The organism is Pseudofrankia coriaricola, from assembly GCF_001854805.1.
Lineage (GTDB): Bacteria > Actinomycetota > Actinomycetes > Frankiales > Frankiaceae > Pseudofrankia.
The window spans coordinates 1-25,221 of the sequence record NZ_MBLO01000050.1 but is presented as its reverse complement, the minus strand read 5'-3'; the positions used below and the strand labels follow the sequence as shown (position 1 = coordinate 25,221).

The following is a 25,221-nucleotide window of genomic DNA, read 5'->3' as shown; positions in this document are numbered from 1 at the left end:
TGAGGACTCGAACCGTTTGATCAGCACCCCGACCTGGACCGTCATTGATCAACATAGTCCTTGGCTCATTGATCGGTGGCAGGTCTGGGCAGATCTCGGATGACATGGTCAATGTCCGGGGTCGCATGACCCGCCTTGCCGCTTTCGCGGAGGATTGGCGTCTCGTTTGAAATGGCATGTCTCACTGGATCAGTGTTGTGCGAGGGTCGCACTGTCTCGTGCCGGCTGCGCGGAGCGAGCACCAGCCCGACGGCGAGTACGGCCGCCGCTACGGCGAGCACGGTGGACAGCCCTGTCGCCGGGTCGGCGACGATGAGCAGGATCCATCCGAGCCCGGCGGCACCGAGCGATCCGCCGAGCTGCCGGGCGAAGGTGAGCGTGGCCATGGCCGCGCCGATGTCGTCACGGGGCGCGCTGCTCTGCCCGAGCAGGGTGTAGGCCTGCATGGAAAGACCGAGCGCCGCACCTGACAGCGCCATGCCGACCACCGCCGTGGTGACGGCGACCGGTGTTCCGGCCGAGTGCAGGTGCGGTACCACGGCGAGCGTCCCGAGCCCGACAATGCCGATCGCGAGTCCGGCGCGGCCCCACGGAACCATCCGGCTCCAGCGACGCGCCAGGATCGAGAACGTGAGGGTCACCGACAGCTGACCGCCGGTCAGGGCGATGAGCAGCGTGGCGGTACCGGATGTGTCCGCGCCGGTGCCGGCGGCTACGGCCAGCGGGATGAATGCGAAGGTGCCGAACAGCGCGATCCCGGTGATCGTGTTGGCGCCGATCGCGCGGGCCAGCGCCGGCACCGCGACGAGCGACGGCGGGATCAGGGGTGCCGTGGCGCGTCGCTCGACGAGGACGAACGCGGCACTGGCGGTCACGGCGACGACGAGGAGCAACGGTGCCCACCACGGGCTGGCGGCCAAGGCGTCCGACGAGCCCAGTGCGACCACAGCGCTGCCACCGACCGTGATCAGTAGCGTGCCGGTGACGTCGAATCCGGCGAGCCCACCACCGCGGCCGCGCGACGGAAGACCCCGGACGCCGAGAACCACCGCGACGACGCAGACCGGCAGGTTCACCAGGAAGATCCACTCCCAGCCGGGCCCGGCCGCGAGCAGGCCGCCCAGTGGTGGGCCCGCGAGCGAGGAGACGGTGAAGGTGCCGGTGAGCCAGATCTGGCGGCGCACCAACTCCGCCCGGTCGAACATCTCGCCCAGCACGCTCACGGCGGTGACCACCAGGCCGCCGCCGCCGAGTCCTTGCACGGCGCGGGCGACGACCAGGAACGTGAACGACGGGGCGAGCGCGCACAGCAGCGATCCGACCGCGAACAGGCCCACGGAGATCATGAACACGGTGCGCCGGCCGAGCAGGTCGCCGAGCTTGCCGTGCACCGGCGTGGAGATCGTGACGGTCAGGAGGTAGACGGCGGTGACGCCGGCGACGGCGTCGGCCGCCCCGAGTTCGGCTCCGATGGTCGGCAAGGCGCCGACGACGATGAAGGTGTCGAGTTGAGCCATCAGCATGGCCAGCAACAGCGCGGCGAACGACGCCCGCGTGGCCCCTGTGGTGGTGGCCGGGTTCACCGCCACAGATGCGTGCATATCGCACAGGCTATTGTGTGCGATGCGCACACACAAGCGAGGAGGGACAGTGATCCTTCACGCCGACAGTCCGGACGGACGCAACCCGTCGGACGAGATCGGCGCCGCGGACGGACCGAAGTCGGAGTTCGCCGGCGCGGGAGCCGCCATGTTCCAGCTCGTCCGGTTCTGGTCCCGACGCGGGACCGCGGCCGTGCCCGACGAGCTGACCGGCGAGCTGCGGCGGGTGCAGGACGTGCAGGTCCTCGAAGCGATGAACGCGGCGGCGCGCGCCACGACCGAGGTGTCCGTCAGCGACGTCGCCCACCAGCTGGGCATCGACCGGTCCGGCGCGAGCCGCTTCATCGCCGACGCGGCCGGGCACGGCTACCTGCGGCGTGTGCCATCGGCGCGCGACGGCCGCCGCGCGGTCCTCGTCGTCACTGAAGCCGGACAGGATCTCCTCACCCGTGCCCACGCCTGGCAGGACGAGAAGTTCGCCGCCCTCACCGCCCACTGGCAGCCCGAGGACGCCGCCCGGCTCGGCCACTACCTGCGCCGCCTCGCCGAAGAGGTCACCGACCCACGTCAGCAGAGCCAGATGTAGCGACAGAGCCAGTGAATGCGCGACCAGCGGCCAGACGAGGCCCGCCTTCAACCGGGCGTTCCGCACCGCTCCCCGGCCTATGCGACCGACCCTGGCCAACGGAGCTGCCCGTCACCGCCCAGGAGTTCTGGTCAGACCCGGGCAACTCAGGCTGAGAACCTCGAAGTGCCCGCCCGGCCTCCGACGCGGGGCCCGAAATAACAGCCTGACACTCCCCTGGCCGCCGCCGTCGCCTGGTGGGGTGGCGGAGGCGTCCTATATCCCCTTGTGGGCGAGTCTTCGGGGAACTGATACCTCGTGCCGTCCTGTCTCCGGCGGTGTGGAATCCTGACGGTGGGCCGAGACGGCCCGCCGTGAAGTCAGGAGCATCGAAAGCCTGGTGTTCTCACCGCCGGTGTTCGCATGTTTCACAGTGTTGAGGAGATCTGGACCGGTGCGAGTTTCGAGGTTTCGCCGCCGTTGGGTGGCGGTCGGCGGATGCGCCGCGGCGCTGACGTTCGGCCTGACCGCCTGTTCCGACTCGTCGAGCGGGTCCGGTGGGGTGAGCGCATCCGCCACGGGGTCCGCCGCCGCGTCGCGTTACACGACGCCGCTGAAGGGGATCTGCCCGTCCACGGTCGTCATTCAGTCGAACTGGTGGCCCGGCCTTCCCGACGGGTACCTGTACCAGCTTCTCGGCCCGAACCCGACGATCGACGTGAGCAAGAACCGGGTCGAGGGAGAGCTGGGCGCTACCGGCGTGAGGCTCCAGCTGCGCGCAGGCGGGCCGGCGACGGGTTTCCAGCCGGTGACCTCGCTACTGGCTCAGGACGACAGCATCCTGGCCGGCTATGTGGGAACGGACGAGGCCGTGCAGGCCTCCGGGGGGCAGCCGACGGTCGCCGTCTTCGCGCCCTACGAGAAGTCTCCGCTGGCGCTGATCTGGGGCAACCCGGCGTGGAACTTCACCAACGTCGCCGAGATCCGCCAGTCGGGCGCGACGGTGCTGGCCAGCGCGAGCGGGACGTCCTATCCCGACGTCTTCATCCGGGAGGGGTTGCTGACCAAGTCCCAGGTCGACACCTCCTATCAGGGATCCCCGGACCGGTTCGTCGCCGCCGATGGCAAGATCGTGCAGCAGGCGTTCGTCACCAACGAACCCTATCTGCTCCAGCACGACGTCAAGGCGTGGGGCAAGCCGGTGAAGTCCCTGCTTTTGCAGGACGAATACCCGGCGTACATCTCCGCGCTGGCCGTTCGGCCGGACAAGGTGTCGACCCAGCGCGCCTGCCTGGCCAAGCTGGTGCCGCTGTTGCAGCGGGCGCAGCGGGACTACGTCGCCAATCCGGCGCCGGTGAACCAGCTCCTGCTGAAGGTCGTCAGTACGCTGCACACGGGCGGGTTCACCCTTTCGCCGGGGCTGCTCGCGTACGGCAACGCCACACAGAAGCAACTCGGGTTGATCGCCGACGGCAGTGACGGAGTGCTGGGCAGCTTCGACACGGCCCGGGTAGGGACGCTGATCGGCCGGCTGGTCCCGGTCTTCACCGAGAAGGGTAGCGAGCCGAAGCCGGGGCTGGCTCCTTCGGACCTGGTGACCAACGAGTTCCTCGACAAGACGGTGACGTTGAAGTAGAGGGCTTTGCAGTAAGGGATGGGCGGGGCCGCGCCGGCCGGGGCGGCACCCGCCCGGCACTCCTGCCCGGCGAGGTGGCGGGCCGGGTGACCGGCCGGAACGGCGGCGGAAGACGGGCGACGTCCGGGGCGGCCCCGCCCTGGACGGTCCCTATGATGAGCATCGGGGTCTTGTGGCCACCCTTGCGAAGGCTGCGAAGGGAACGTTACCCATGAACGACGGTTCGTCACCCGTTGTCGACATCACCGTGCCGCACTCGGCGCGGGTGTGGAACTACTGGCTGGGCGGGAAGGACTTCTATCCGGTCGACCGCGAGTTCGGCGACCGGCTCTACGAGTTGCTCCCCGAGATTGTGCAGCTCGCCCGGCAGGCTCGGGCCTTTCTCGGCCGCGCAGTCACCTACCTGGCCGGCGAGGTGGGTATCCGGCAGTTCCTCGACATCGGTACCGGCCTGCCGACGGCCGACAACACCCATGAGGTAGCGCAGCGGATCGGCCCCGACTCACGGATCGTCTACGTCGACCACGATCCGCTGGTCCTGGTGCACGCGCGGGCCCTGCTGGTCGGCACGCCCGAGGGGGCCACGAACTACGTCGACGCCGACGTCCGCGAGCCGAAGAAGATCCTCAAGGCCGCCCGCGAGACCCTGGACTTCACCCAGCCGATCGGGTTGATCATGCTCGGGATCATGGGAAACGTGACCGACCTCGACGAGGCGTACGCGATCGTGCGCGAACTGTGCGACTCCCTTCCCTCCGGCAGCTACCTCATGTTCAAGGACGGCACCTACGCCGTCATGGGCAAGGACCGCGCCGACGCCATCCACCGTCTCAACGAGCACGAGAAATACCCGTACCACATGCGCACCCCCGAGCAGGTGGCCCGTTTCCTCGACGGTTTCGAACTCGTCGAGCCGGGTCTGGTCTCGACGCCGTTGTGGCGGCCCGGCCCCTCGGCCGAACCGCCCCTGCCGATCGACGACCTGTGTGGCGTCGGCCGGAAGCCCTGACGTCCGTCGTCCGGTCGGGGGCGGACGTCACGTGGCGTGGTGTGAGAGGTGCGAGGCGATTTTTTCGATGACCTTTACCGTGTCGTCGGGCGCCGTGCTTTTGAGCGCCAGGTTGTCCATGGCGAGCATGTAGCGGGTGACGTCTTCCGGCTTGTCGAGGTAGATGGCGCCCGTGAGGTGCTCCAGGTAGACGACGTCGGCGATGTCCGGCCGCCGAACCGCAGAATGCTGAACGCGCCTCCCTCGGCGGGGTGGGGGCCGACGTTGTACGGAAACACCTGGATGGTGATGTTCGGGTTCTCGTTCAGGGCGATCAGGTGTTCGAGCTGGCCTTGCATGACGGCCGGCCCGGCGACCGGGCGCCGCAGTGCCGCCCCGTCAATCACCGCCCATGCCCGGGGCGGATCTGGCCGGTCGAGAATGGCCTGCCGACTCAATCGAGACGGGCAGCGACTCCTACCGCCTCGCCCACACCTGCGCCACCCACGCCACCGCCTGACCAGGTTCCGCCTGGCGGGTGGGGCCGGTTGCGTCACCCTCCGGCCTCGAGACCCGGGCCGAGCGCGTGGCGCAGGTGAGGGCCGTCGAAGCTGAGCGTGTAGATCGCGGGCATCGGCATCGACAGCCAGAAGGCACAGTCAATCGCAAGGCCAAGAGCGAGGAGCGCGCGGGCGATCCACGTGCCGTGCGTGGCGGCCAGGAACCCGCTCCCGCCGATGCTCGTTCGCTAACGCCCAGACGCTCTGCCGGCAGCGAATATCTCACCCCCGAATAAGGGGGATCTCTCCCGCGGCGAGTCTCTTCCAGTAGGTGGGAGCAGCTGCGAGAACGGAGGAAATCCGACGCGATGGCCTCCCGATCATCTGGCTCGGCCTCGGCCACGACGTCGCATACAGACAGCGACGATGCACACGAGCTCACTGCCACTCGGAACACACGTTCATCGGCATGAGCGGTCGTGGGCGAACGAGTTCTGTAGCTGACTAAGAGCTGACCGCCACAATTTTGGCGCGAGACCCTGCCGGGACGGAGCCGATGGCCGCGAACTTCCAAGGCGCACTCGCCCGCATCGACCTCGCCACCGGCAAGGTCACCCACGTTCCGCCTCCCGCGGACGCACCCAGCGCGCCTTCGATCGCCTGGTAGGAGCGGCGCCTGTCGCCGGCTTGCCGGCGACAGGCGCCAATAACGACCGGACCCCTCAACGGCCCCAACAAACACCGCCCGGGTTCACCCGAGCGGCAAGTCGGACTGCCCGCTGCCGTCGTCGCCGCGTGCACCGTGTGGCTGATCCTGCGGCCGGAGATCGCCTGCGGTTAGGCAGGGGCGGGCTCCAGGCCAGCATTGTCAAAGGGTGGATAGCTCTCGCTACCCATTCCCTCGGCCGCGTCGATGTAGGTGGCGAGCGCGTCGCGGGATTGTGCGAGCCTGTCTATCTGGTCGTTCAGTCGCCGCAGCCGGGAGCGCATCGCGGCCAGCAGCTCCGGGCACCCGGGCAGCTCCGGGGCCTCTCCGACCGCGCAGGGCAGCAGGTACGCGATGTCCTCGGACGACAGACCGGCCCCAAGCAGGTGCCGGATCTGAGTCACCCGCAGCACAGCGTTGTCGCCGTACTCGCGGTAACCGTTCGCGCCGCGGTCTGCCTCCAGCAGGCCCTGGGCCTCGTAGTAGCGCAGCTGATGGGCGTTGACGCCCGTCCGACGACTCAGCTCCCCGATCCGCATCGAAACCTCGCTTGACCTTCACACCAGTCTCAACGTTGACGATGCTGCCATGGACGACAGCCCCGACACACCCGTGACAGTCATCGGACTCGGACGGATGGGCCAGGCACTCGCCGGTTCGTTCCTGAAAGCCGGGCATCCCACAACCGTGTGGAACCGCACGACCTCCAAGGCCGATCAGCTGGTGGCCGAGGGCGCACGGCTCGCGCCGACGGTCGATGACGCGCTCAGCACAGGTTCCCTGACGGTCATCTGCGTCACCGACTACCAAGCCATGCACGAGCTGCTCGCCGCGAGCGACATCGAGCTGGACGGCACGATGTTGATCAACCTTACCTCGGGCGACTCGGCCCAGGCCCGGGAAGCCGCCCGATTGGCCGAGCAGCGCGGCGCGCACTACCTGGACGGCGCCATCATGGCCATCCCGGCGGCGATCGGGACCGCCGAGGCGGTGATTCTGCACAGCGGGCCGCGGTCGGACTTCGAGGCACACAGGCCAACACTCGACGCGCTCGGCACCGTCACCTACCTCGGCTCGGACCACGGGCTGGCGTCCCTGTACGACGTGGCCGGCCTGGCCATGATGTGGAGCGTCCTGAACGCCTGGCTCCAGGGCACTGCCCTGCTCAGGACGGCCGGTGTCGACGCCGCGACGTACGCGCCGTTCGCCCAGCAGATCGCTGCCGGCGTGGCCGAATGGCTGCCCGGGTATGCCGAGCAGATCGACAGCGGCTCCTTCCCCGCCGAGGTGTCGGCCCTGGAGACCGACGCGCGGGCGATGGCGCACCTGATCGAGGAGAGCGAGGCGGTGGGAGTCAACGCCGAACTGCCCAGGTTGATCAAGGCGATGGCCGACCGCTCGATCGCCGCCGGACATGGTGGGGAGCAGTATCCGGTGCTGATCGAGGAGTTCGGCAGACCCGGCGACCACTGACCGTTCCCGACATCGAGATCTGGCTGGCCTGGCCTTTCCGCCGATGTCCGGCGTGGCCGCCCGGCTTCGCGGCCGCTGGATTGTCAAGTCCGCCGAGTACGGCACCGGCAGGCTGGCCAGCCCAGGCGATGATCTGTGCCGGTGTTGACGCGGGCCTGGAGTTCGAGACGCGCGAGGGTCCAGGGCGAGTGATCGGCTCGTCGACCACCCGAGCGCGGAAGCGCAGACCGCGGTGCGGACCGGAAGGCGAGGGGTCGCCCTGGCCGGCGGCAGCGCTACGGCCGGTGAGTCGCCACCGCGTGCTGGATCGCCGTCCCCGTCCGGCACAGGCTGATGAGCAGAGGGCGCAGTGCCTCGCCGGCGGGCGTGAGGGTGTAGCGGGTGCGCGGCGGGAACCCCGCCAGCTCGGCCCGCGCGACCAGCCGCCGTGCCTCCAGCTCACACAGCCGGTCGTGCTCCGTGGATGTAGGCGTTGGGTGCTGTCAGATTCCGGCGAGCTTCTTCGGTGAAGGCCGGAGGAACGTGTACCAGGTGAGGGCGAAGCAGATTGCGTAGTAGGCGATGAAGGCGATGTAGGCGCCGTTTCCGGTCTTGTAGGTGAGGAAGGACTGGCGGAAGGCGAGGTTGACCAGGACTCCGCCGAAGGCGCCGATCGCCCCGGCGATGCCGATGAGGGCACCAGCCAGCCGGCGGGCCTCCCGGTCGGAGATGGTCGCGTCCGCCCCATCGGCGATGAGCAGCTTCGATTTCGCCCGAAAGATAGCCGGGATCATCTTGTAGCTCGAGCCGTTCCCTACGCCGCTGAAGACGAACAGCGCGATGAACCCGGCCAGGAACAGCGCCAGCGATTTCTCCAATGAGGCGATCAGCACCAGCGCCGCGCTGACGGCCATCGCGACGAAGTTCCAAAAGGTCACCTTGGCGCCGCCGACACGGTCGGCCATGGCGCCGCCTACCGGCCGGACCAACGATCCCAGCAGCGGTCCCAGGAAGGTCAGGTAGGCGGCCTTGATCGGGGTAGAGAAGTCGGATTTGAACTGGACCTGCAGTACCTGGCCGAAGGCGAAGCCGAAGCCGATGAACGAGCCGAAGGTGCCGATGTAGAGCACAGACATGATCCAGGTGTAGCCGTCCCGGCAGACGTCGCGCATGGCTCGTTTGTCGTTCCGGGCGGAGGTGAGGTTGTCCATGAACAGGTAGGAGCCGAGCGCGGCGAGGACGATGAGTGGGATGTAGATGGCGAGCACGACCCGGGGGTGGCCTTTGCCTGCGGTGGCGAGCACGAGCAGGCCGACGAGTTGGACGGCGGCGACGCCGATGTTGCCGCCGCCGGCGTTGAGGCCGAGGGCGCGCCCCTTGAGTCGCTCGGGAAAGTAGGCGTTGATGTTCGTCATCGACGAGGCGAAGTTGCCGCCGCCGACACCGGCGACCGCCGCCACGATGATCAGGGTGCTGTAGGAGACGCCGGGTTTGAGCACGATCGCGGCCAGAACGGTCGGGACCAGCAGCACCGAAGCGCTGAAGATGGTCCAGTTCCGGCCGCCGAACCTTGCCACGGCGAAGGTGTAGGGCAGCCGAAGCACCGCCCCGACGAGGGTGGGAACCGTCGTCAGCAGAAATTTCCCGGCCGCGTCGATATGATATTCTGGGCCGAGGAACAGCACGAGGACGGACCACAGGCTCCAGATCGAGAAGCCGATGTGTTCCGAGACGATGGAGAAGATCAGGTTTCGTCGCGCGACCGTCGCGCCGCCACCGGACCAGAATGTGGTGTCCTCGGGCCGCCAGTCCTCGATCCACCGGCCACGTTGGGCAGGAATGGTGACGGATCCGGACGGCGGAACATCATCCAGCGAGGTGCTCATAGGCGCGTTCCTCCGAGGTCGGGCCGGTCCGATCACGGTAGGTGCGCTCCGTTACGTCGCCCATGGCACGCGTGTAACAAGCCGTATGGGTATCGGATTGCCTGGCGCACCGTCAGACCATGGGTGTCGCGGTCGGTCGCGGGTCAACTGCGCCGGGCTCGCATGCAGGTGCGGTCGACGGCTGGAGGCCGGATCCCTGTAGCGGTAGGTAACACGCGGGGCACGGCGACGAAACCGGTGGATCCGACCATGTCGTCTGTGGCCACGGATGCGGCGGTGGGGAGACGATGACTGCCACCGCGACGCACTGCCCCTATTGCTCGCTGCAGTGCGGGATCGAGCTTCGCCCAGGCCCGGTGTCGGTGACCCTCACGCCGCAGGACGACTTCCCGACCAACCGGGGCGGGTTGTGTTCGAAAGGATGGACGGCGGCGGACCTGCTCGACCACGGGGAGCGGCTGACGACACCGCTGGTCCGTGACCGGCCCGGCGAGCTGCGCCCGGCGTCGTGGGATGAGGCCATGGGCCGGATCACCGCGGCGATCCAGGACTGTCAGTCCCGGTACGGCCCGGACAGCGTCGGCTGCTTCGGCGGAGGTGGACTGACCAACGAGAAGGCCTACACGCTGGGCAAGTTCGTCCGGGTGGGCCTGGGTAGCCGGTCGATCGACTACAACGGCCGATTCTGCATGTCCTCCGCCGCCGCCGCCAGCGGCCGGGCATTCGGGATCGACCGGGGGCTGCCGTTCCCGGTCGCCGACATCGCCGAAGCGCAGGCGGTGCTGCTCGTCGGCAGCAACCCGGCGGACACCATGCCACCGGCGATGCAGTGGTTCGACGCCGGCCGGGCGGCCGGAGCCCAGCACATCGTCGTGGACCCGCGCGCCACCGCGACCGCCCGCGGGGCGTTCCTGCACCTGCAGAACACCCCGGGCAGCGACCTGGCGCTGGCCAACGGGCTGCTACACATCGCGATCCGCGACGGCCTGGTCGACGACGAGTACGTGGCCGCTCGGACTGTCGAGTTCGACGCGGTACGCCAGGCGGTCGTCGCCTACTGGCCGGGCCGGGTGGAACGGATCACCGGCGTGCCCGAGGCGGACCTCCGTCAGGTCGTCCGCGTGCTGGCCGAGGCGGACAGCGCGATGGTGCTCACCGCGCGGGGCGCCGAGCAGTCCGCGTCCGGTACTGACACGGCGACCGCGTGGATCAACCTGGCGCTCGCGCTGGGGCTGCCCGGGCGGCCCTTCTCGGGCTACGGCACGGTCACCGGCCAGGGCAACGGGCAGGGCGGCCGGGAACACGGCCAGAAAGCCGACCAGCTCCCCGGCTACCGGAAACTGTCCGACCCGGCGGACCGGGCGCACGTCGCCGCGGTCTGGGGCGTCGACCCGGACGAGCTGCCCGAGCCCGGCCTGTCGGCGTTCGAGATGCTCGACGCGCTGGGTACCGACGGCGGGGTGAGGGCACTGCTGGTGGTCGCATCCAACCCGGCGGTGTCCGCCCCGGACGCCAACCGGGTCGCCCGCCGGCTCGCCGCATTGGATTTCCTCGCCGTGTCCGACTTCTTCCTCTCCGAGACCGCGCAGCTCGCCGACGTGGTGCTGCCGACCGCGCAGTGGGCGGAAGAGGAGGGGACGATGACCAACCTGGAGGGCCGGGTCCTGCTGCGCCGCGCCGCCCTGCCACCACCACCTGGGGTATGGACCGACCTGCAGGTGTTCGCCGACCTCGCGAGCCGGCTCGGCCGCGGGCAGTTCTTCACCGACTCGCCGCGGGAGGTGTTCGACGAGCTGCGCCGGGCCAGCGCCGGCGGCCTCGCCGACTACGCGGGAATCACCTACGAACGCATCGCCGCCGAACGCGGGGTGTTCTGGCCGTGCCCCGACGTCAATCACCCGGGCACCCCTCGGCTGTTCGCCGACCGGTTCGCCACCGCCGACGGGCGGGCCCGTTTCGTGCCGGTCCGCCACCGGGGAGCCGTGGAACAGCCTGACCAGGACTACCCGCACTACCTGACCACCGGGCGAACCATGCAGCAATACCAGTCCGGCACGCAGACTCGCCGGGTACGGGCGTTGCTGACGGCCGACCCGGACCCTTTCGTCGAGATCCACCCGACGCTCGCGCACCGGCACGGGATCGCCGGCGGGGACCTGGTCGAGGTGACCTCCCGGCGAGGCCGGGCGGTGTTCCGTGCCCGGGTCACCGACACCATCCGCCCCGACACACTGTTCGCCCCGTTCCATTGGGGTGGGCTGTCCACCGCCAACGTGCTGACCAATCCGGTGCTGGACCCCACGTCCCGGATGCCGGAGTTCAAGGCGTGCGCGGTCGCGATCCGCCGCCTGGACGGCCTGCCCGACGGTGGCGACACCCTGCCGACCGGCGCAACCGTGCCGTTGGCCGATATCGGCACGGCGACCCGGCCGCCTGCTGACAGCGCTCCGGCTCCAACGTCCGCACCGATCCGGAAGGACCGCCGCATGCACAGTACGCCACGTTTCCTCCACGGCGTCTTCGCTTTCGAGGGCCACGGTCTGCAGAAGCCGTTTCTTCTCGACCCCTCGCTGAGCTACGTGGTCCCGCCCGGCGCCACCACCCAGCCGGTGTACTTCCGTGGCGGCAACTCCACCGACGAGCTGATCTACATCGTGATACTGCGGGACGGGGCGCCGATGCGCTACTTCCCGATCGGCGCCAAGGGCGAGACCCACGTCCCTCTCCGGGTGGTGGAGGACCTCCTCGGTGACACCCGCATAGACGTGCACCTGGCCGCACCCGAAGGGGTCACCGGCACGGCGGTCGTCGACCTCGGCCTCATCGAGGTCTGAGCCCGATGACCACCATCACGTCCATGCCGGCCCAGCGGCAGCCCACCGAACCACCCCGTCAGCACCTCGTCGTGATCGGCAACGGGATGGCCGGCGTCCGGACGATCGAGGAGATCCTCACCCGCGGCGGCGCGAGCCTGTTCGACATCACCGTCTTCGGCGACGAGCCATACGGCAACTACAACCGGATCCTGCTGTCGAACGTCCTCGCCGGGATAGAGGACGAGAAGGAGATCTTCCTCAACCCGCTCGACTGGTACCGCTCGAACGGCATCCGGCTGCACGCCGGGGTCCGTGTCACCCGGATCGACCGCTACGCGAAAGCCGTGTTCGCCGCCGACGGCACCGCTGTCGGCTATGACAAGCTGATGATCGCGACCGGTAGCCGGGCGTTCATCCCCCCGATCGACGGCGTGTACCAGCCCGACGGCGGGCTCACGCCGGGGGTCTTCGCGTTCCGCACCCTGGATGACTGCCGGCAGATGATCGCCGCCGCCCGAGGCCACCGCGCCGCCGTCGTGATCGGCGGCGGCCTCCTCGGTCTGGAGGCAGCCCGCGGGCTGCAGAACCACGGCCTGGACGTCCACCTGCTGCACGCCGCACCAACCCTGATGAACGCCCAGCTCGACGCGGAGGCCGGACAGATCCTGCGGCGCGGCGTCGAGGCCCTCGGCATCACGGTGCACACCCTGGCGATGACGACCGCCGTACTCGGCGACGATGCGGTTGTCGGGGTCACCCTCGCGGACGGCACCCACATCCCCGCGGACATGGTGGTGATCGCCGCCGGTATCCGGCCCAACAGCGAACTCGGCGCCCACGCCGGCCTGGACGTCGAGCGAGCGATCGTCGTCGACGACCAGATGCGCGCCGTCGACGACCCCGACATCTACGTCGTCGGCGAGTGCGCCCAGCACCGCGGCGAGGTGTACGGGCTGGTCGCCCCGCTGTGGGAACAGGCAATCGTGCTCGCCGACCACGTCACCGGCACGAATCCGGCCGCCACCTACCACGGGTCGAAGATCGCTACAAAGCTCAAGGTCGCGGGCGTCGACGTCACGTCCATGGGACTGAAGGAACCCGAACACGCCGACGACGAGATCGTCCGGTTCGTCGAACCGAAACACGGCGTGTACAAGAGCATCGTCATCCGGGACGGGAAACTCGTCGGCGCCACCCTGCTCGGCGACGTCCGCAAGGCCGCCTTCCTCATCCAGGCGTTCGACCGGGGCCTACCGCTGCCCGAAGCCCGCCTCGAGATGCTGTTCGATCTCGGTACCCCGCCAGAGGCGGTCGGGGCCGCCGAACTCGCCGACGACACCCAGGTCTGCAACTGCAACGGGGTGACCAAAGCCTCCCTCGTCGCCTGCGTCACCTCCGGTCAGAAGACCGTGAGCGGGGTGATGGCCACCACCCGAGCCGGCAAAGGCTGCGGCTCCTGCAAGACCCTGGTCGCGCAAATCGTGGAATGGGCCGCCGGCGGCGCCGTCGAACGGGACGAGTCGGCGGACTGGTACGTGCCGGCCATCCCCATGGACAAGCCGACGCTCATCACCGCGCTGCGGGAACGCGAGCTGCGTTCGGTGTCCGCGGTATTCGACGCGCTCGCCCCCGGCGGCCAGGAGGACGCGGGCAGCAAGATGGCGCTGACTTCCCTGCTGCGTACCGTGTGGGGCCGCGACTACATCGACGAACGCGATGCCCGGTTCATCAACGACCGGGTCCACGCCAACATCCAGAAAGACGGCACGTTCTCCGTCGTCCCGCAGATCGCCGGCGGCGTCACCACCCCGGCCCAGCTGCGACGGATCGCCGACGTAGCCGACAAGTACAACATCCCCATGGTCAAAATCACCGGCGGGCAGCGTATCGACCTGCTCGGCGTCCGCAAGGAAGACCTCCCGAAGGTGTGGTCCGACCTGGACATGCCCTCGGGCTACGCCTACGGCAAGAGCTTCCGCACCGTGAAAACCTGCGTCGGGCTGGAGTTCTGCCGCTACGGGCTAGGTGACTCCACCGCGCTGGGCATCGCCATCGAAAAACGCTTCCAGGGATTGGAAAGTCCGGCAAAGCTGAAACTCGCCGTCACCGGCTGCCCCCGTAACTGCGCCGAGGCCCTGGTCAAGGACCTCGGCGCGGTCGCGATCGAGGGCGGCCAGTGGCAGATCTACGTCGGCGGCGCCGCCGGAGCGCACGTCCGCAAAGGCGACCTGCTCGCCACCGTCGACACCCCCGAGCAAGTCATCACGCTCACCGGACGGTTCCTGCAGTACTACCGCGAAAACGCGAAATGGCTGGAACGGACCTACAGCTTCGTCCCCCGCCTCGGAATCGACAAGATCCGCGCCATCGTCGTCGGGGACAGCGACGGCATCGCCGCCGATCTCGACGCCCGCATGCAGCAGGCGATCGACGCCTACACCGACCCGTGGCTGGAGGGCCGCGACCCGGCCACACCGGGCCAGTTCCAGACCTCCCTGCCACTGGTCGAACTGCCGAAAGTGCCAATGCGATGAACCCGACCACCGAAACAACCCACACCAGCCCGGACGGCGTCTTCCACCGCCTCGGCCCACTGTCCGAGATCCCGATCGGTGAGGCCCGAGCCTACGCGGCGGCCGGCCAGCAGATCGCCGTCTTCCGGCTGCGCTCCGGCCGGCTACAGGCGACCGACGCGTCCTGCCCACACGCCGGCGGCCCACTCGCCGACGGCCAAACCGACGAAACGATCGTCATCTGCCCCCTGCACAGCAACACCTTCGACCTGGCCACCGGCACATCACCCAGCGGAGCGCCGCCCCTGACCTGCTACCCAATCCGGGTCAGCGACGACGGAATCATCGAGGTCGCCGTCGGTCAATACTGACCCTCCGTCGAGCGCTACATCCCCGACCATCCACCGATCAGTCTGCACCACATGCACACCCGGCAACGCATCCTGCATCTGAGGGTCGCCGGCCGGTGGACCCATCTCTACCGGGCGATCGATCAGTTCGGCCAGGTCATCGATGACAACCGCGATCGTCGGCATGCCCGGTCAGACCCTGTTCACAGCATCCAAGGCTGTCCGGTCTGCCCCCCGGCGCGGCCAGCGGACACCGCTCCCGCCGGCCGGGCGCTCGATCGTTCGCGCAGATCGGGGCGCTCGCGTGGATCATCGGACCACCTCGGGGAGAGGCCCCTTACGGGATACGGCGCTGACGGTGCCGTCCGCCAGACGGTAGGACAGTCCGACGATCGCGCACCGGCCTGCCGCGACCTCGGTCGCCAGCAGGGCCGACCGTCCCACCAGCCCGTCGACCGTCCGGCGGATGTGGGCCAGGACGAACTGGTCGATGTCGGTGCATCCCGCCGCGCGCGCCCACAGGATGCTGGGCATGACCCGTTCCACCACGTCTCCGATATAGCCAGCCGGCGCCACCCCGTCGCGGTCAGCCTCGGATGCGGCGGTGACGGCGCCGCACGAGTCATGACCAAGGACGACGACCAGTGGCGCCCCCAGCACATGGACGCCGTACTCGATACTGCCCAGCACCTCGGGGCCCGCGACATGGCCAGCGGTACGGACCACGAACAGGTCGCCCAGCCCCCGGTCAAAGATGATCTCGGCGGCGAGCCTGGAGTCGGAACATCCGAACAGCACCGCGAACGGGCGCTGCCGCGGCACCACCGCTGATCGGCGGTCGGCGTCCTGATTGGGATGAAGCCGTTCCCCATGCACAAACCGCGCGTTGCCCTCCAGCAGGGCCGCATACGCGTCGGCGGGCGAGGCGGGTGCGAGGTCGGGCATGCGCAGCAACCTACCTGGCCTGCGATGAGTCGTTTTCCAGTTCGGAGTGGGGACGCAAAAGGTCACAGCGATCGAGTCGGGCAGACAACCGCCACAGCCACCGCCACCCCGGAAGCCGCACAAGTGCCGCCCGTCGAGCGTCCCCGAGCCGCTGCTCCAGGTGCGCCTCACGTTGGACCGCGACCCAGACGGCGAGCGGGAACCCGGACTCGTCGACGTAGCCATGGGGCACCTCGGTGGTGCCATGGCCAGCCGCATGAACCCTGATCGCGTGCAGGCCGCGCTCGAACTCGGCGGCCTCAGCCTCGGCAGCGGGGTCGGGAGGCGCCGACACCGCGTGATCATGCGGTCGCTCCGACGTGTCCGGTCACCGGGCTGTGAGCACGCCGCCGGGGCCCTTCAGCCAGGTGTGCGCGATGGCCGCTTGGGTAGCCCGGAGTCGGGGGGAGAGGAATGTCCGGATGCCCGGCCTGTCTGGGACCGCGAAGCGAGGTGTGCGCATCCAGCTACGCCCTGCTGGACCTGGTTGACCTGCTACGACGGCGACTGCGGATGGAGGTCGCCTGGCTTGGCCGGCTCGACGGCAACCTGCTGATCCTTCAGACACTCTGCGGGAACGTCCACCCGTTCGGCCTGACTCCCGGGTGCAGCATCCGCCGCGAGAACGGGCTGTTCGGACGGGTCCTGACCGGTGAGCTGCCCGAACTCATCCCCGACACCCGACGCGACCCACGCACCGCTGGCACCTCCTCGGTGCGCGACCTCGGTATCGGCGCCTACGTGGCGACACCCATCCTCGACACCGACGGCGACATCTACGGTCTGATTGGCTGCCTCCACCGAAGACCACAGCCGTCACTCGGCCGACGTGACCTGAGATTCCTGCATCTACTCGCAGGATTCCTCACCGACTACGTCTCCGACCTGCACAGGATGTGGGAAGTCCGTAGCCGGGTCTGGCACCGCGTGCACGACCTGATCGACTCCGACGGGCTATGGATCTTCTATCAGCCCATCGTCGACCTCGTCGCCGGGCGGACCGCCGCCCTCGAGGCGCTGACTCGCCTCCCCGACCCGGCACGATCACCGGCTGCCCTGTTCAGGGACGCGGCGGCGGCCGGCCTGGGCCCAGAGCTGGAAACCGCCACGATCCAGCGAGCACTGGCGGCCCTGCCCGACCTGCCCGCCGATGTCCGCCTCGCTGTCAACGCGGCGCCCTCCACGGTCACCGATGGGCTCGTCGACCTCCTCGTTGACACCGGCCACCCCGAACAGCTCGCGGTCGAGATCACCGAATACGAGCAGGCCCGCGACAACCCGCGCCTGCTCGCAGCCGTCGGCATGCTCCGCCGCCACGGCGTCCTCATCGCCGTCGACGATCTCGGTACCTGCTACTCCGGCCTGGAACTCCTGCTCTACCTACGCCCCGACGTCATCAAAATCGACAGGTTCATCATCCAGACCATGAGCAGGGACCTAGCCCACCGCGCCGTCGCCGCCGGGATCACCACCATCGCAGGCGAGATCGGAAGTTGGGTCGTCGCCGAAGGCATCGAAACCACCGCCGACCTCACCGCCGCCCGCAACGCCGGCATCCGCTACGGCCAGGGCTACCTCCTCGGCCGCCCCACCCCCAACCTGGCAACCGCCTGCCAGACGCCCGCCAACCCACCCCTGCTCGCCCCCACCCTGCACAGGACAGAGACCCTGAAGGCATGACCGTAGCCCGGCGTCCGATTCATGGCGCCGATTCCAGGGCGACCGGCTTGACCGAGCCATACGGGCGGGGTGACCTCGTGCCTGATGTCCGCGAGCGTGACACGGCCGCGGCGAACAGGCCCCGGGCGCCCATTCGCTGACCGCACGGCGGCGATCCCAGATAGGCCGAGTGCCGCGGCATCTGTTCGCCTCCCGGATGCCGGGACTACTCGGCCGCGCAGCCACCGCACCGGATGCCGGTGAGTATGTGGCGCTGAAGACGAGCACTAGTCGGCAGGCAGACGCGCGCCGGGGCCGTCCTCTGGTTCAGCGCTCGATCGTTCAGTCCTCGATCGGAGAGGACCCGAGCACCTGCGAGACGGCACTGACCGTGCCGGTGTGCCCGACCGCTTTCAGCCGCGGGCCGGATGCGCGTTCGCGCGACCGGGTTGGCCATTGGTGGTCACAGCCGCCTATCCTGTGACCAGCCCGGCGCTTCCGGCGCTTCCGGTGGTGCTGGTGGTGACAGAGGAACGATGACGCTCCAATAGGCTGACCTACTGCTAGCGAATGGGATCGAGGGAGCCAGGCGTGACTGTTTCGGCTGGTAGTGGGCCGACCGTGCGTCGTATCCTGCTCGGTTCCCGGCTACGGCGGCTCCGGGAACGTAGCGGGATCAGCCGTGAGGACGCCGGTTACCACATCCGCGCCTCCGAGTCGAAGATCAGCCGGCTCGAGCTGGGTCGGGTCAGTTTCAAGAATCGCGACGTCGAGGACCTGCTCACGCTGTACGGCGTGACCGACCGGGCCGAACTGGAGCAGGTGCTGACACTGGCCCGCGAGGCCAACCAGCAGGGCTGGTGGCAGCCCTACTCCGACGTCCTTCCCCACTGGTTCCAGCCGTATATCGACCTGGAGGAGTCAGCCTCGCAAATCCGGAGCTACGAGCTCCAGTTCATTCCTGGACTTCTCCAGACCGAGGACTACGCCCGCGCGGTCATGTCGGGCAGGCCGGGGATGTCCCAGGACGTCATCGACGGTCGGGTCGACGTCCGGATGCGCCGGCAGAAGCTGCTGGCACGGCCGGACGCCCCGCGCCTGTGGATGGTGATCGACGAGGCCGCGCTACGCCGGCGGATCGGCGGGCCAAGGATCGCGCGGGCGCAGATCAGGCATCTCCTCGAGCTGATCGACCAGCCGCGGCTGGTCGTGCAGGTGGTACCGTTCGACGTCGGTAGCCACGCGGCCGACGGCGGGGCGTTCAGCATTCTGCGTTTTCCCGACCCCGGCCTGACGGACATTGTCTACCTTGAACGGCTGACCGGGGCTGCCTACCTGGACAAGCCCGAGGACGTGCATCAGTACACGATCGCCATGGACCAGCTGTGCATCTACAGCAGCACTCCAGACAAGACAGCCGTCATACTCCGCAAGATTGCCGCCGCCCTGTAGACCGCGGGGCCGGTCCCGAGTCACGCTCGCATTGCCCGAACGGCGCGCTCGTGTTCTCTCGGGAGGTGGACGATGCGGTGCGCGCCGAGGAGTCCGAGCCCGCGCGAGTGAGCGGGCTAACCCCCGGCTTGCGACCGCGACGATCTACGGCACGCTCGAACCCAGTATGCGTCCGACGCCGCAGTACTCGTCCACCTCCGCGGGCGGACCAGCGGGGTTGGGGTCGGGCCGCCACAGTGGGCTCGAGACCACGCCGGGCTCGACGAGTTCGAGGCCGGCGAGGAAACCGGCGATCTGCTCGGGGGTGCGGAGCTGGTAGCCGTACCCGATGTCTTCGCTGAGGGCCTGCTGGGTCTTTGCTTCCTGTTCGCTCATGACGACGCGGGTACCGTCCTGAACGGCGAGGTAGCTGCCAGAGGGCAATGCGTCCCGGAGTCGGCCCACAATGCGGTATGCCTCGTCGAGGTCAGCGACGTTCCCCATGACCCCCAGCAGCATGAGCGCAACCGGCTTGGTGAAGTCCAGGACATCGGCTGCACCCGCAAGAATCTTGTCGGGGTCGCGTACGTCGGCCTCGATATAGGCGGTGGCGCCCTCCGGGGTGCTGGTCAGCAACGCGCGGGCGTGTACCAGTACGAGGGGATCATTGTCGATGTAGACAATGCGGGACCCAGGTGCGATCCGCTGCGCGACCTCGTGTGTGTTGTCAGCGGTCGGCAGACCGGTGCCGATGTCCAGGAACTGTCGGATGCCCGCCTCGCCGGCCAGATACCGGACAGCGCGGCCGAGAAAGGCTCGGGCCGCGCGGGCCACCTCAATTATTTCGGGGTAGGACTCGTAAACCTGCTCAGCGAACTCGCGGTCGGCGGGATAGTAGTCCTTGCCGCCAAGAAAATAGTTCCAGACCCGCGCCGAGTGTGGCTTGGCGATGTCCAGCATGGGTGGCGGGCCGTCGTTCACCGGGTCACTCCTCGCAGGCGGTGGCCAGCGTTGTCATGGTGGCTGTCCTAGGCATCACACTACAAGATCACATGTGCCCGGCCGCGCTGGGTATCATTGATCTCCCTTCGGGCAGCTCGCAGCAACTCGGCGTGTACGCTGTGTGTCCGCCGATGTGTGCACCGCCTTGCAGCGGAACCGGAGGGCGCGACAAACGGTGGCCACGCCCTCACCTCCCCGCCTCCGGGGTCGTCACGGTCCTGTCAGCCCAGGGAGATCGACTTGTCGAGGAACTCGTTGGTCGCCAAGTCCGACGGCGCCAGCCCTGGTTTCGGCTCGGTGCCCTTGGCCTCGAAGACCGGTGTCAGCTGGCCGATCAGCTTCTGTACTCGGGCGGTGTCGAAGCTGCCCAGTACCCCGTCTTTTCCGTTGGCGATCAGGCCGAGGCTCTTCTGCTTGGCGTTGCCGTCCGCGAGCAGACCTGGGGACAAGGTGAACCCGCTCGTGTTCAATGTCGCGACGGCCCGCAGCAGGAGCTGGTTGGTGGGGCCGGGGTCGGTGACGTAATCACGCTGTGCCTGTTGGAACAGGGGCACGAGCTTGCCGAGGCAGGAGCGGTTGGCTGTCAGCTTGTCCGCTGGGACGGCGAGCGAGGGCAGGTACACCGGGTACTCGTCGCCCAGGAGAAGGTACTTCACCGGCTTGCCCCACGCCTTCACGTCATGTTGGAGCCGGTAGGGCTCGTTGGTGATGAACGCCTGCTGCACGATCTTCCCGTCCGCGGCGACGAAACGAGCAGGGTCGCCCTGGTAGGAGGTGTCGATCCGCGAGGAGTTCAGCAGCCCCTCCCGTTCAAAGACGTCCAGGTAGGCGGCCCCTGTGCTGGCCAGCACAGGGGCGTCCGCCCGGCCGATGTCGGCGATGCTGGTGAAGTTCCATGCCGGGTCACCCCAGATGAACGCCAGCGGGGACTTCTCGTACGACGCGAAGACCGCGACCGTCGGCTGGCTGCCGGAGTGCTGGACCGCCTCGTCCATGCCCACCACGCCGGCCAGGATGTCGTCGTCCTGGGCCATCAGCGAGGAGACCGGTTGGAAGCCCACGGCCGGGCCCCCGGCCCGGATCTCGAGCGTGACACCCGTGCCGCCGAGTTGCCCGAAAACCCGGTTCTTGCCCTTGTCGATCGTCGGGTTCGGCCCAAGGAGCTGATAGAGGAACCCGTCGTCGATCTCGGGCCACCAGCCCGCCTGGACGATGACCTGGTCTGGGCAGATCCCCTTCAGCGGCGTCGTGTACCTGGAGGAAGGCACATGCCCCGCGCCGGTCGAGGGCACGTCACCCGACGCGCCTCCGGAATCGGAGCATGCAGCCACGCCCAAGGCCAACGCGGCGGCGCACGCACCGGCGGCCAGCCTAGGACGGCGAACACGGGACGCGCGCACTAGCTCTCCTTCACGGGCAACAAAGCAGGTCCTGTGGGCGGCCGCGGCGTCGATTCACAGGCCGCCGCGACAAACAGGTGCGATGACGGGGCAGCCAGAACACGGCCGAGCGAGAGCGACGGGACGACGACCGCGGCGGGCCGAGGTCCCAGCCGCGGGGATTGGGTCAGCCACACCGGCGAAAAACAGACGCCGATGCCCCCGGGCCGGCGTGCAGCACATCCAGGCGGCGGCAGCGAGCGTTCTGTACCGCTTCACCACACCGGATCCCTCCCGTCTCCCTCGGCGGGAACGGCCTGCTGTCCAGTCCGAGCATCTCGTCCCGCTTCAGGATTCCATGCCCGGGATGCGGGCTACGAGGGGAGGCGCTAGGCCCACATGGAATGAGAGAGGCTCGACCCGTTCCGCCAGCGAGGACAGTTGGGAGCCGAAGGACGCGCCGAAGCAGTCCGGTCAGTGGGCATCGCGGGCTCCCATCAGGGCACAGCGGACGCTGCTGCCCCGGGTGGTGCCGCCGGCCAGCACCACACCTCGACCTCCGCCAACGGCGGTAGCGCCAGCACCCGTCCCTGATCGCCGACCTGCTGGTCGACCCCAAGCTCGCACGAGGAGCGGGCCGCCGTGCACGAGCTCACAGCCGAAGAGCGTCGGACGAAGCGTTGCCGAACGCGGCCCGAGCCCGCCACGACCGAGCGAAGCTGCCAAAGGCGCTGAAGTCCGGGCGTAGTGGCGGCCAAGGTGATCGGACGTGACATCGATCTTGCTGGACACGCCAAGGTCGTGCGGTTCCGTCGGGCGCTGGTTGACCCGCGGCGGTGTCTCCAGGAACCCGACCGCGAGCTCCCGGGGAGCTGCGCTACGCCACGCAGTAGGCCACGCAGTAGGCGGAGAAGTACAGCCGTGGTCACGTCAGCCGGCGGTAATGAGGCCGGCGTGAACCTCTGACGATCCGGTGCCGAGGCCCGCGATAGGCTGGTTGTTCGTGGCGAGGCGGCGTTCGTACGTGGCGCGGACCGCGGAGAGGCGGCACTAGGGCTGGCAACGCGCTGGTGTGCGGAACTGCTACTCAGTGGCGAGATTTCTTGAGACGAGCAGGACAGGGCTACCATGCCGATCAGATGTGGCACAGCGCTAGATCGCTCCAGGTTTCGGCCGGAAGGACCGCGGTGGTAACGATGGCGGGTTGCCCGCCCACCCCGGTCCGGGCACAGGGTGGGTCAGCGCGCCCCATGGTCGCTCGCTTGGCGACGATGAGAAGTCCGGTGGCGGCCGGTTCCGGGAGCCGAGCCTCAACGGACAGACCCGACCGGAACCCGGCGTGACTACCTGGAAGAAGCCGGACTCATCCGTGAGACCCGCCCCGACAGGTACCGCACTGTCGTTCCACCGCATCGGAAAAACCTTCCCGGATGGGACGCAGGCACTGCATGATGTGTCTCTGACCGTCGGTGATGGTGAGTTCGTGGCGGTGGTCGGGCCCTCAGGCTCGGGAAAGTCGACGCTGTTACGGATTGCCTCCGGTCTGACCGAACCGTCCGCCGGGTCGGTGGCGGTGGGATCGGAGCTTCCGGGATACGTCTTCCAGGACCCGACACTGCTGCCATGGCGGACCGTCGAGGCGAACGTCGGCCTGCTCGCCGAACTCGACGGTGTGCCGAAGGAGGAACGGCGCCGACTGGTGGCCGACGCGATATTGCTGGCCGGGTTGACAGGATTCGAACGGCACCGACCGAGGGCGCTTTCCGGTGGCATGCGCATGCGGGTTTCGCTTGCTCGCGCGCTTACTGTACGCCCGTCGTTGTTCCTGTTCGACGAGCCGTTCGGCGCACTCGATGAGATTACCCGGGAACGCCTCGGGAACGAGTTGCTACGGCTGTACCTGCGGGAGCAGTTCGCCGGGTTGTTCGTCACGCACTCCGTCGTGGAAGCGGTTCGACTCGCCCGCCGAGTCACCGTTCTTTCTGCCCGGCCGGGCCGGGTCCTCGCCGAGATCGAGGTGCCGTTCGACTACCCGCGGGGCGGCGGGTTGCAGTTCGACACGGCGTTCGGCCGCGTCGCGCGGTCCGTCTCCGACGCGTTGCGAGAGTCGTTCACGTGACCGCCGTCGACGGTTCAAGCCCAGTAGAGATAGCGCCCCCCGTGAAGCCCTCCCCGCGGGCGCTCCCCCGGCTGGCCCGGGTCGGCAGTATGGTGCTACCCCCGTTCGCTGTCTTCGTAGCCGTGATCGGTGTCTGGTACCTGGTCACCTACGCCTTCCTCGCCCCCCGCCGACGGTTTCTGCTACCGCCCCCGCATCAAGTGGTGACCGATGGCTTCCTGGACCGAACCATCCGCGACGAGATCCTTTCCGCGCTGGGTGGGACCGCAAAGGTCGCGCTCGTTGGCCTGGGTGTAGCGGCGGCACTGGGCGTAGCCTTCGCTATCCTAATGAATTGGGCGCGCTGGGTCGAACGTTCGTTTTACCCGTGGGCCGTGGTACTCCAGACCATCCCCATCCTGGCGATCGTCCCACTGATCGGATTCTGGCTCGGCTACGGATTCTGGTCCAGGACCGTCGTGTGCATCCTGATCGCCATCTTCCCCATCACTACAAACACGCTTTTCGGTCTCCAGTCCGTCGACTCCAGCCACCATGATCTTTTCACCCTCCGCCACGCCAGAAGATGGCGACGACTCGTCCGGCTGGAACTCCCCAGCGCCCTTCCTGCCGTCTTTGCGGGGCTACGCATCTCCGCCGGCCTCTCAGTGATCGGCGCCATTGTCGGGGACTTCTTCTTCCGTCAGGGCGACCCAGGAATCGGCCGACTCATCGACGACTACACACATAGCCTGGACTCCGGACCGCTGTTCGCCACGGTCATCATCGCCTCCCTCTTCGGCCTCGTCGTATTCTGGTTTTTCGGCCTACTCGCGACACTGATCACCGGGCCGTGGCACGAAACCGGACAGCGCCCGCCACCATGACAACCGATCGTCAGGCGGCTCCCTCATCCGTCAACGAGGCGAATCGGGCACGGAAGCAGCTCGCCGGGACCCGCCCACTCACGCATCTTGCCTGTACCTCGCGTTCAGGCCCGCCGCGCGGCGAACCCGCCGGCTGACCTGGTCTCCATGACTGGCCCGAGGGTATCGGCTCGACCGCTCGTTGCCTTCCGAAGCGCCCCCGGTCAGACATTCCCGGTCACCGCCTTCGCCTTCGTCGCCTGCGGGACTGTCCCATCGGAGTGGTCACACGGCGGTGAACGGCAGGTTGGCGGGTCGGACTGGCGGTTCGAGCCCGTGGCCCGGGGCGCGATCGAATCCCGCCGGCGAGGCTCGGGCTGGGCGGCTCCGGTGCGCCGGTGCGCCGGTGCGCCGGAGCCGCCCGACCAGTGGGTCGCAACGGGGCCAGATCGATGGCTGTCGCCGGGTCTGGCTGAACCTGTCAGCGGCGGTTCTTGGCGGCGTACATGGCCTGGTCGGCGCGGTGGAGCAGCTCCTCGGTGCTGGTGGCCGGGGAGCCGGCCTCGGCGACGGCGACGCCGATGCTGGCCTGGACGTCGCGTCGCCGCCCGTGCACCTGGAACCCCGGGCGCATCGCCTCCTGGATGCGCCACGCGGTGCTCTCGCCGGTCGCGCGCGGATCGTCGGACGGGTCATGCATCAGGACGGCGAACTCGTCGCCACCGAGGCGGGCGGTGAGGTCCTCCTGGCGGACGGCGCCGCGCAGCCGCCCGGCGACCGCGCGCAGCA

Annotated in this window: 20 protein-coding genes and 2 pseudogenes; 12 read left to right on the top strand and 10 right to left on the bottom strand. The window is 68.5% G+C overall.

Annotated features, from left to right (window positions below):
- Positions 1-65 precede the first annotated feature (65 nt).
- On the bottom strand, positions 66-1,589 hold the full coding sequence (locus BCD48_RS09965; RefSeq protein ID WP_071048061.1) for an MFS transporter: 1,524 nt from the start codon (positions 1,587-1,589) through the stop codon (positions 66-68).
- A gap of 61 nt (positions 1,590-1,650) precedes the next feature.
- Between BCD48_RS09965 and BCD48_RS09960 the strand changes: the two genes are divergently transcribed.
- From BCD48_RS09960 to BCD48_RS09950, 3 genes are all read left to right on the top strand, one after another.
- The gene (locus BCD48_RS09960) at positions 1,651-2,187 is read left to right on the top strand and encodes a MarR family winged helix-turn-helix transcriptional regulator (RefSeq protein WP_198543184.1); all 537 of its coding nucleotides are present in this window, start codon (positions 1,651-1,653) and stop codon (positions 2,185-2,187) included.
- 463 nt (positions 2,188-2,650) lie between these two features.
- Positions 2,651-3,802, top strand: a complete 1,152-nt coding sequence (locus BCD48_RS09955) for a substrate-binding domain-containing protein (protein ID WP_241841624.1) — start codon at positions 2,651-2,653, stop codon at positions 3,800-3,802.
- A gap of 211 nt (positions 3,803-4,013) precedes the next feature.
- Entirely contained in the window at positions 4,014-4,811 is a 798-nt protein-coding gene (locus BCD48_RS09950; protein ID WP_071048059.1) for an SAM-dependent methyltransferase, read from the top strand.
- A gap of 27 nt (positions 4,812-4,838) precedes the next feature.
- On the opposite strand, the pseudogene BCD48_RS56475 reads toward BCD48_RS09950, so the two are convergent.
- Positions 4,839-5,347, bottom strand: a pseudogene (locus BCD48_RS56475) (DUF5753 domain-containing protein).
- Positions 5,348-6,127: 780 nt separating this feature from the next.
- Positions 6,128-6,535 (bottom strand): MerR family transcriptional regulator, encoded by a 408-nt coding sequence (locus tag BCD48_RS09945; protein ID WP_071048058.1) that lies wholly within the window; start codon positions 6,533-6,535, stop codon positions 6,128-6,130.
- Between the two features lie 49 nt (positions 6,536-6,584).
- Here BCD48_RS09945 and BCD48_RS09940 point away from each other — a divergent pair, with 49 nt between their 5' ends.
- Entirely contained in the window at positions 6,585-7,469 is an 885-nt protein-coding gene (locus BCD48_RS09940; protein ID WP_071048057.1) for an NAD(P)-dependent oxidoreductase, read from the top strand.
- Between the two features lie 275 nt (positions 7,470-7,744).
- Here BCD48_RS09940 and BCD48_RS55510 read toward each other — a convergent pair whose 3' ends face one another.
- Positions 7,745-7,915: a winged helix-turn-helix transcriptional regulator gene (locus BCD48_RS55510; protein ID WP_083418421.1), complete on the bottom strand. Its 171-nt coding sequence runs from the start codon at positions 7,913-7,915 to the stop codon at positions 7,745-7,747.
- 36 nt (positions 7,916-7,951) lie between these two features.
- Positions 7,952-9,334 carry a nitrate/nitrite transporter gene (locus BCD48_RS09935; RefSeq protein ID WP_071048056.1) on the bottom strand — a complete coding sequence of 461 codons (1,383 nt, stop codon included), beginning with the start codon at positions 9,332-9,334 and terminating at the stop codon, positions 7,952-7,954.
- A gap of 287 nt (positions 9,335-9,621) precedes the next feature.
- Between BCD48_RS09935 and BCD48_RS09930 the strand changes: the two genes are divergently transcribed.
- The 4 genes and pseudogenes from BCD48_RS09930 to BCD48_RS56470 form a co-directional block, all read left to right on the top strand.
- Entirely contained in the window at positions 9,622-12,168 is a 2,547-nt protein-coding gene (locus BCD48_RS09930) for a molybdopterin oxidoreductase family protein (protein WP_071048055.1), read from the top strand.
- A 5-nt stretch (positions 12,169-12,173) separates the two neighbouring features.
- Positions 12,174-14,684 carry a nitrite reductase large subunit NirB gene (gene nirB / locus BCD48_RS09925; RefSeq protein ID WP_198543183.1) on the top strand — a complete coding sequence of 837 codons (2,511 nt, stop codon included), beginning with the start codon at positions 12,174-12,176 and terminating at the stop codon, positions 14,682-14,684.
- Positions 14,681-15,034, top strand: coding sequence for a Rieske (2Fe-2S) protein (locus BCD48_RS09920; protein ID WP_071048054.1), 354 nt, complete (start codon positions 14,681-14,683; stop codon positions 15,032-15,034). Before nirB ends, BCD48_RS09920 begins: the two co-directional genes overlap by 4 nt.
- A 75-nt stretch (positions 15,035-15,109) precedes the next feature.
- Positions 15,110-15,205, top strand: a pseudogene (locus BCD48_RS56470) (IS6 family transposase); the annotation flags it as partial.
- A 117-nt stretch (positions 15,206-15,322) separates the two neighbouring features.
- On the opposite strand, the gene BCD48_RS09915 reads toward BCD48_RS56470, so the two are convergent.
- Together BCD48_RS09915 and BCD48_RS09910 are read right to left on the bottom strand one after the other, a co-directional pair.
- Positions 15,323-15,958, bottom strand: coding sequence for a carbonic anhydrase (locus BCD48_RS09915; protein WP_071048076.1), 636 nt, complete (start codon positions 15,956-15,958; stop codon positions 15,323-15,325).
- A 10-nt stretch (positions 15,959-15,968) separates the two neighbouring features.
- Positions 15,969-16,292 carry a helicase associated domain-containing protein gene (locus tag BCD48_RS09910; RefSeq protein WP_071048053.1) on the bottom strand — a complete coding sequence of 108 codons (324 nt, stop codon included), beginning with the start codon at positions 16,290-16,292 and terminating at the stop codon, positions 15,969-15,971.
- 158 nt (positions 16,293-16,450) lie between these two features.
- Between BCD48_RS09910 and BCD48_RS09905 the strand changes: the two genes are divergently transcribed.
- Both BCD48_RS09905 and BCD48_RS09900 read left to right on the top strand, forming a co-directional pair.
- Positions 16,451-17,677: a sensor domain-containing phosphodiesterase gene (locus BCD48_RS09905; RefSeq protein ID WP_312627060.1), complete on the top strand. Its 1,227-nt coding sequence runs from the start codon at positions 16,451-16,453 to the stop codon at positions 17,675-17,677.
- Positions 17,678-18,247: 570 nt separating this feature from the next.
- On the top strand, positions 18,248-19,108 hold the full coding sequence (locus BCD48_RS09900; protein ID WP_083418418.1) for a Sco1979 family transcriptional regulator: 861 nt from the start codon (positions 18,248-18,250) through the stop codon (positions 19,106-19,108).
- Positions 19,109-19,252: 144 nt separating this feature from the next.
- On the opposite strand, the gene BCD48_RS09895 is transcribed toward BCD48_RS09900, so the two are convergent.
- Positions 19,253-20,047 carry an SAM-dependent methyltransferase gene (locus BCD48_RS09895; RefSeq protein WP_071048075.1) on the bottom strand — a complete coding sequence of 265 codons (795 nt, stop codon included), beginning with the start codon at positions 20,045-20,047 and terminating at the stop codon, positions 19,253-19,255.
- Positions 20,048-20,310: 263 nt separating this feature from the next.
- Complete coding sequence (locus tag BCD48_RS09890) at positions 20,311-21,357, bottom strand: hypothetical protein (RefSeq protein ID WP_349308007.1); 1,047 nt, start codon at positions 21,355-21,357, stop codon at positions 20,311-20,313.
- A gap of 1,450 nt (positions 21,358-22,807) precedes the next feature.
- Here BCD48_RS09890 and BCD48_RS09885 point away from each other — a divergent pair.
- Complete coding sequence (locus BCD48_RS09885; protein WP_071048073.1) at positions 22,808-23,587, top strand: ABC transporter ATP-binding protein; 780 nt, start codon at positions 22,808-22,810, stop codon at positions 23,585-23,587.
- On the top strand, positions 23,584-24,453 hold the full coding sequence (locus tag BCD48_RS09880; protein WP_312627067.1) for an ABC transporter permease: 870 nt from the start codon (positions 23,584-23,586) through the stop codon (positions 24,451-24,453). The genes BCD48_RS09885 and BCD48_RS09880 overlap by 4 nt, the downstream gene beginning before the upstream one ends.
- Before the next feature lie 460 nt (positions 24,454-24,913).
- Here the strand turns inward: BCD48_RS09880 and BCD48_RS09875 are convergent.
- The coding region (locus BCD48_RS09875; RefSeq protein ID WP_131803886.1) for a GGDEF domain-containing protein at positions 24,914-25,221 on the bottom strand (308 nt) is incomplete at its 5' end.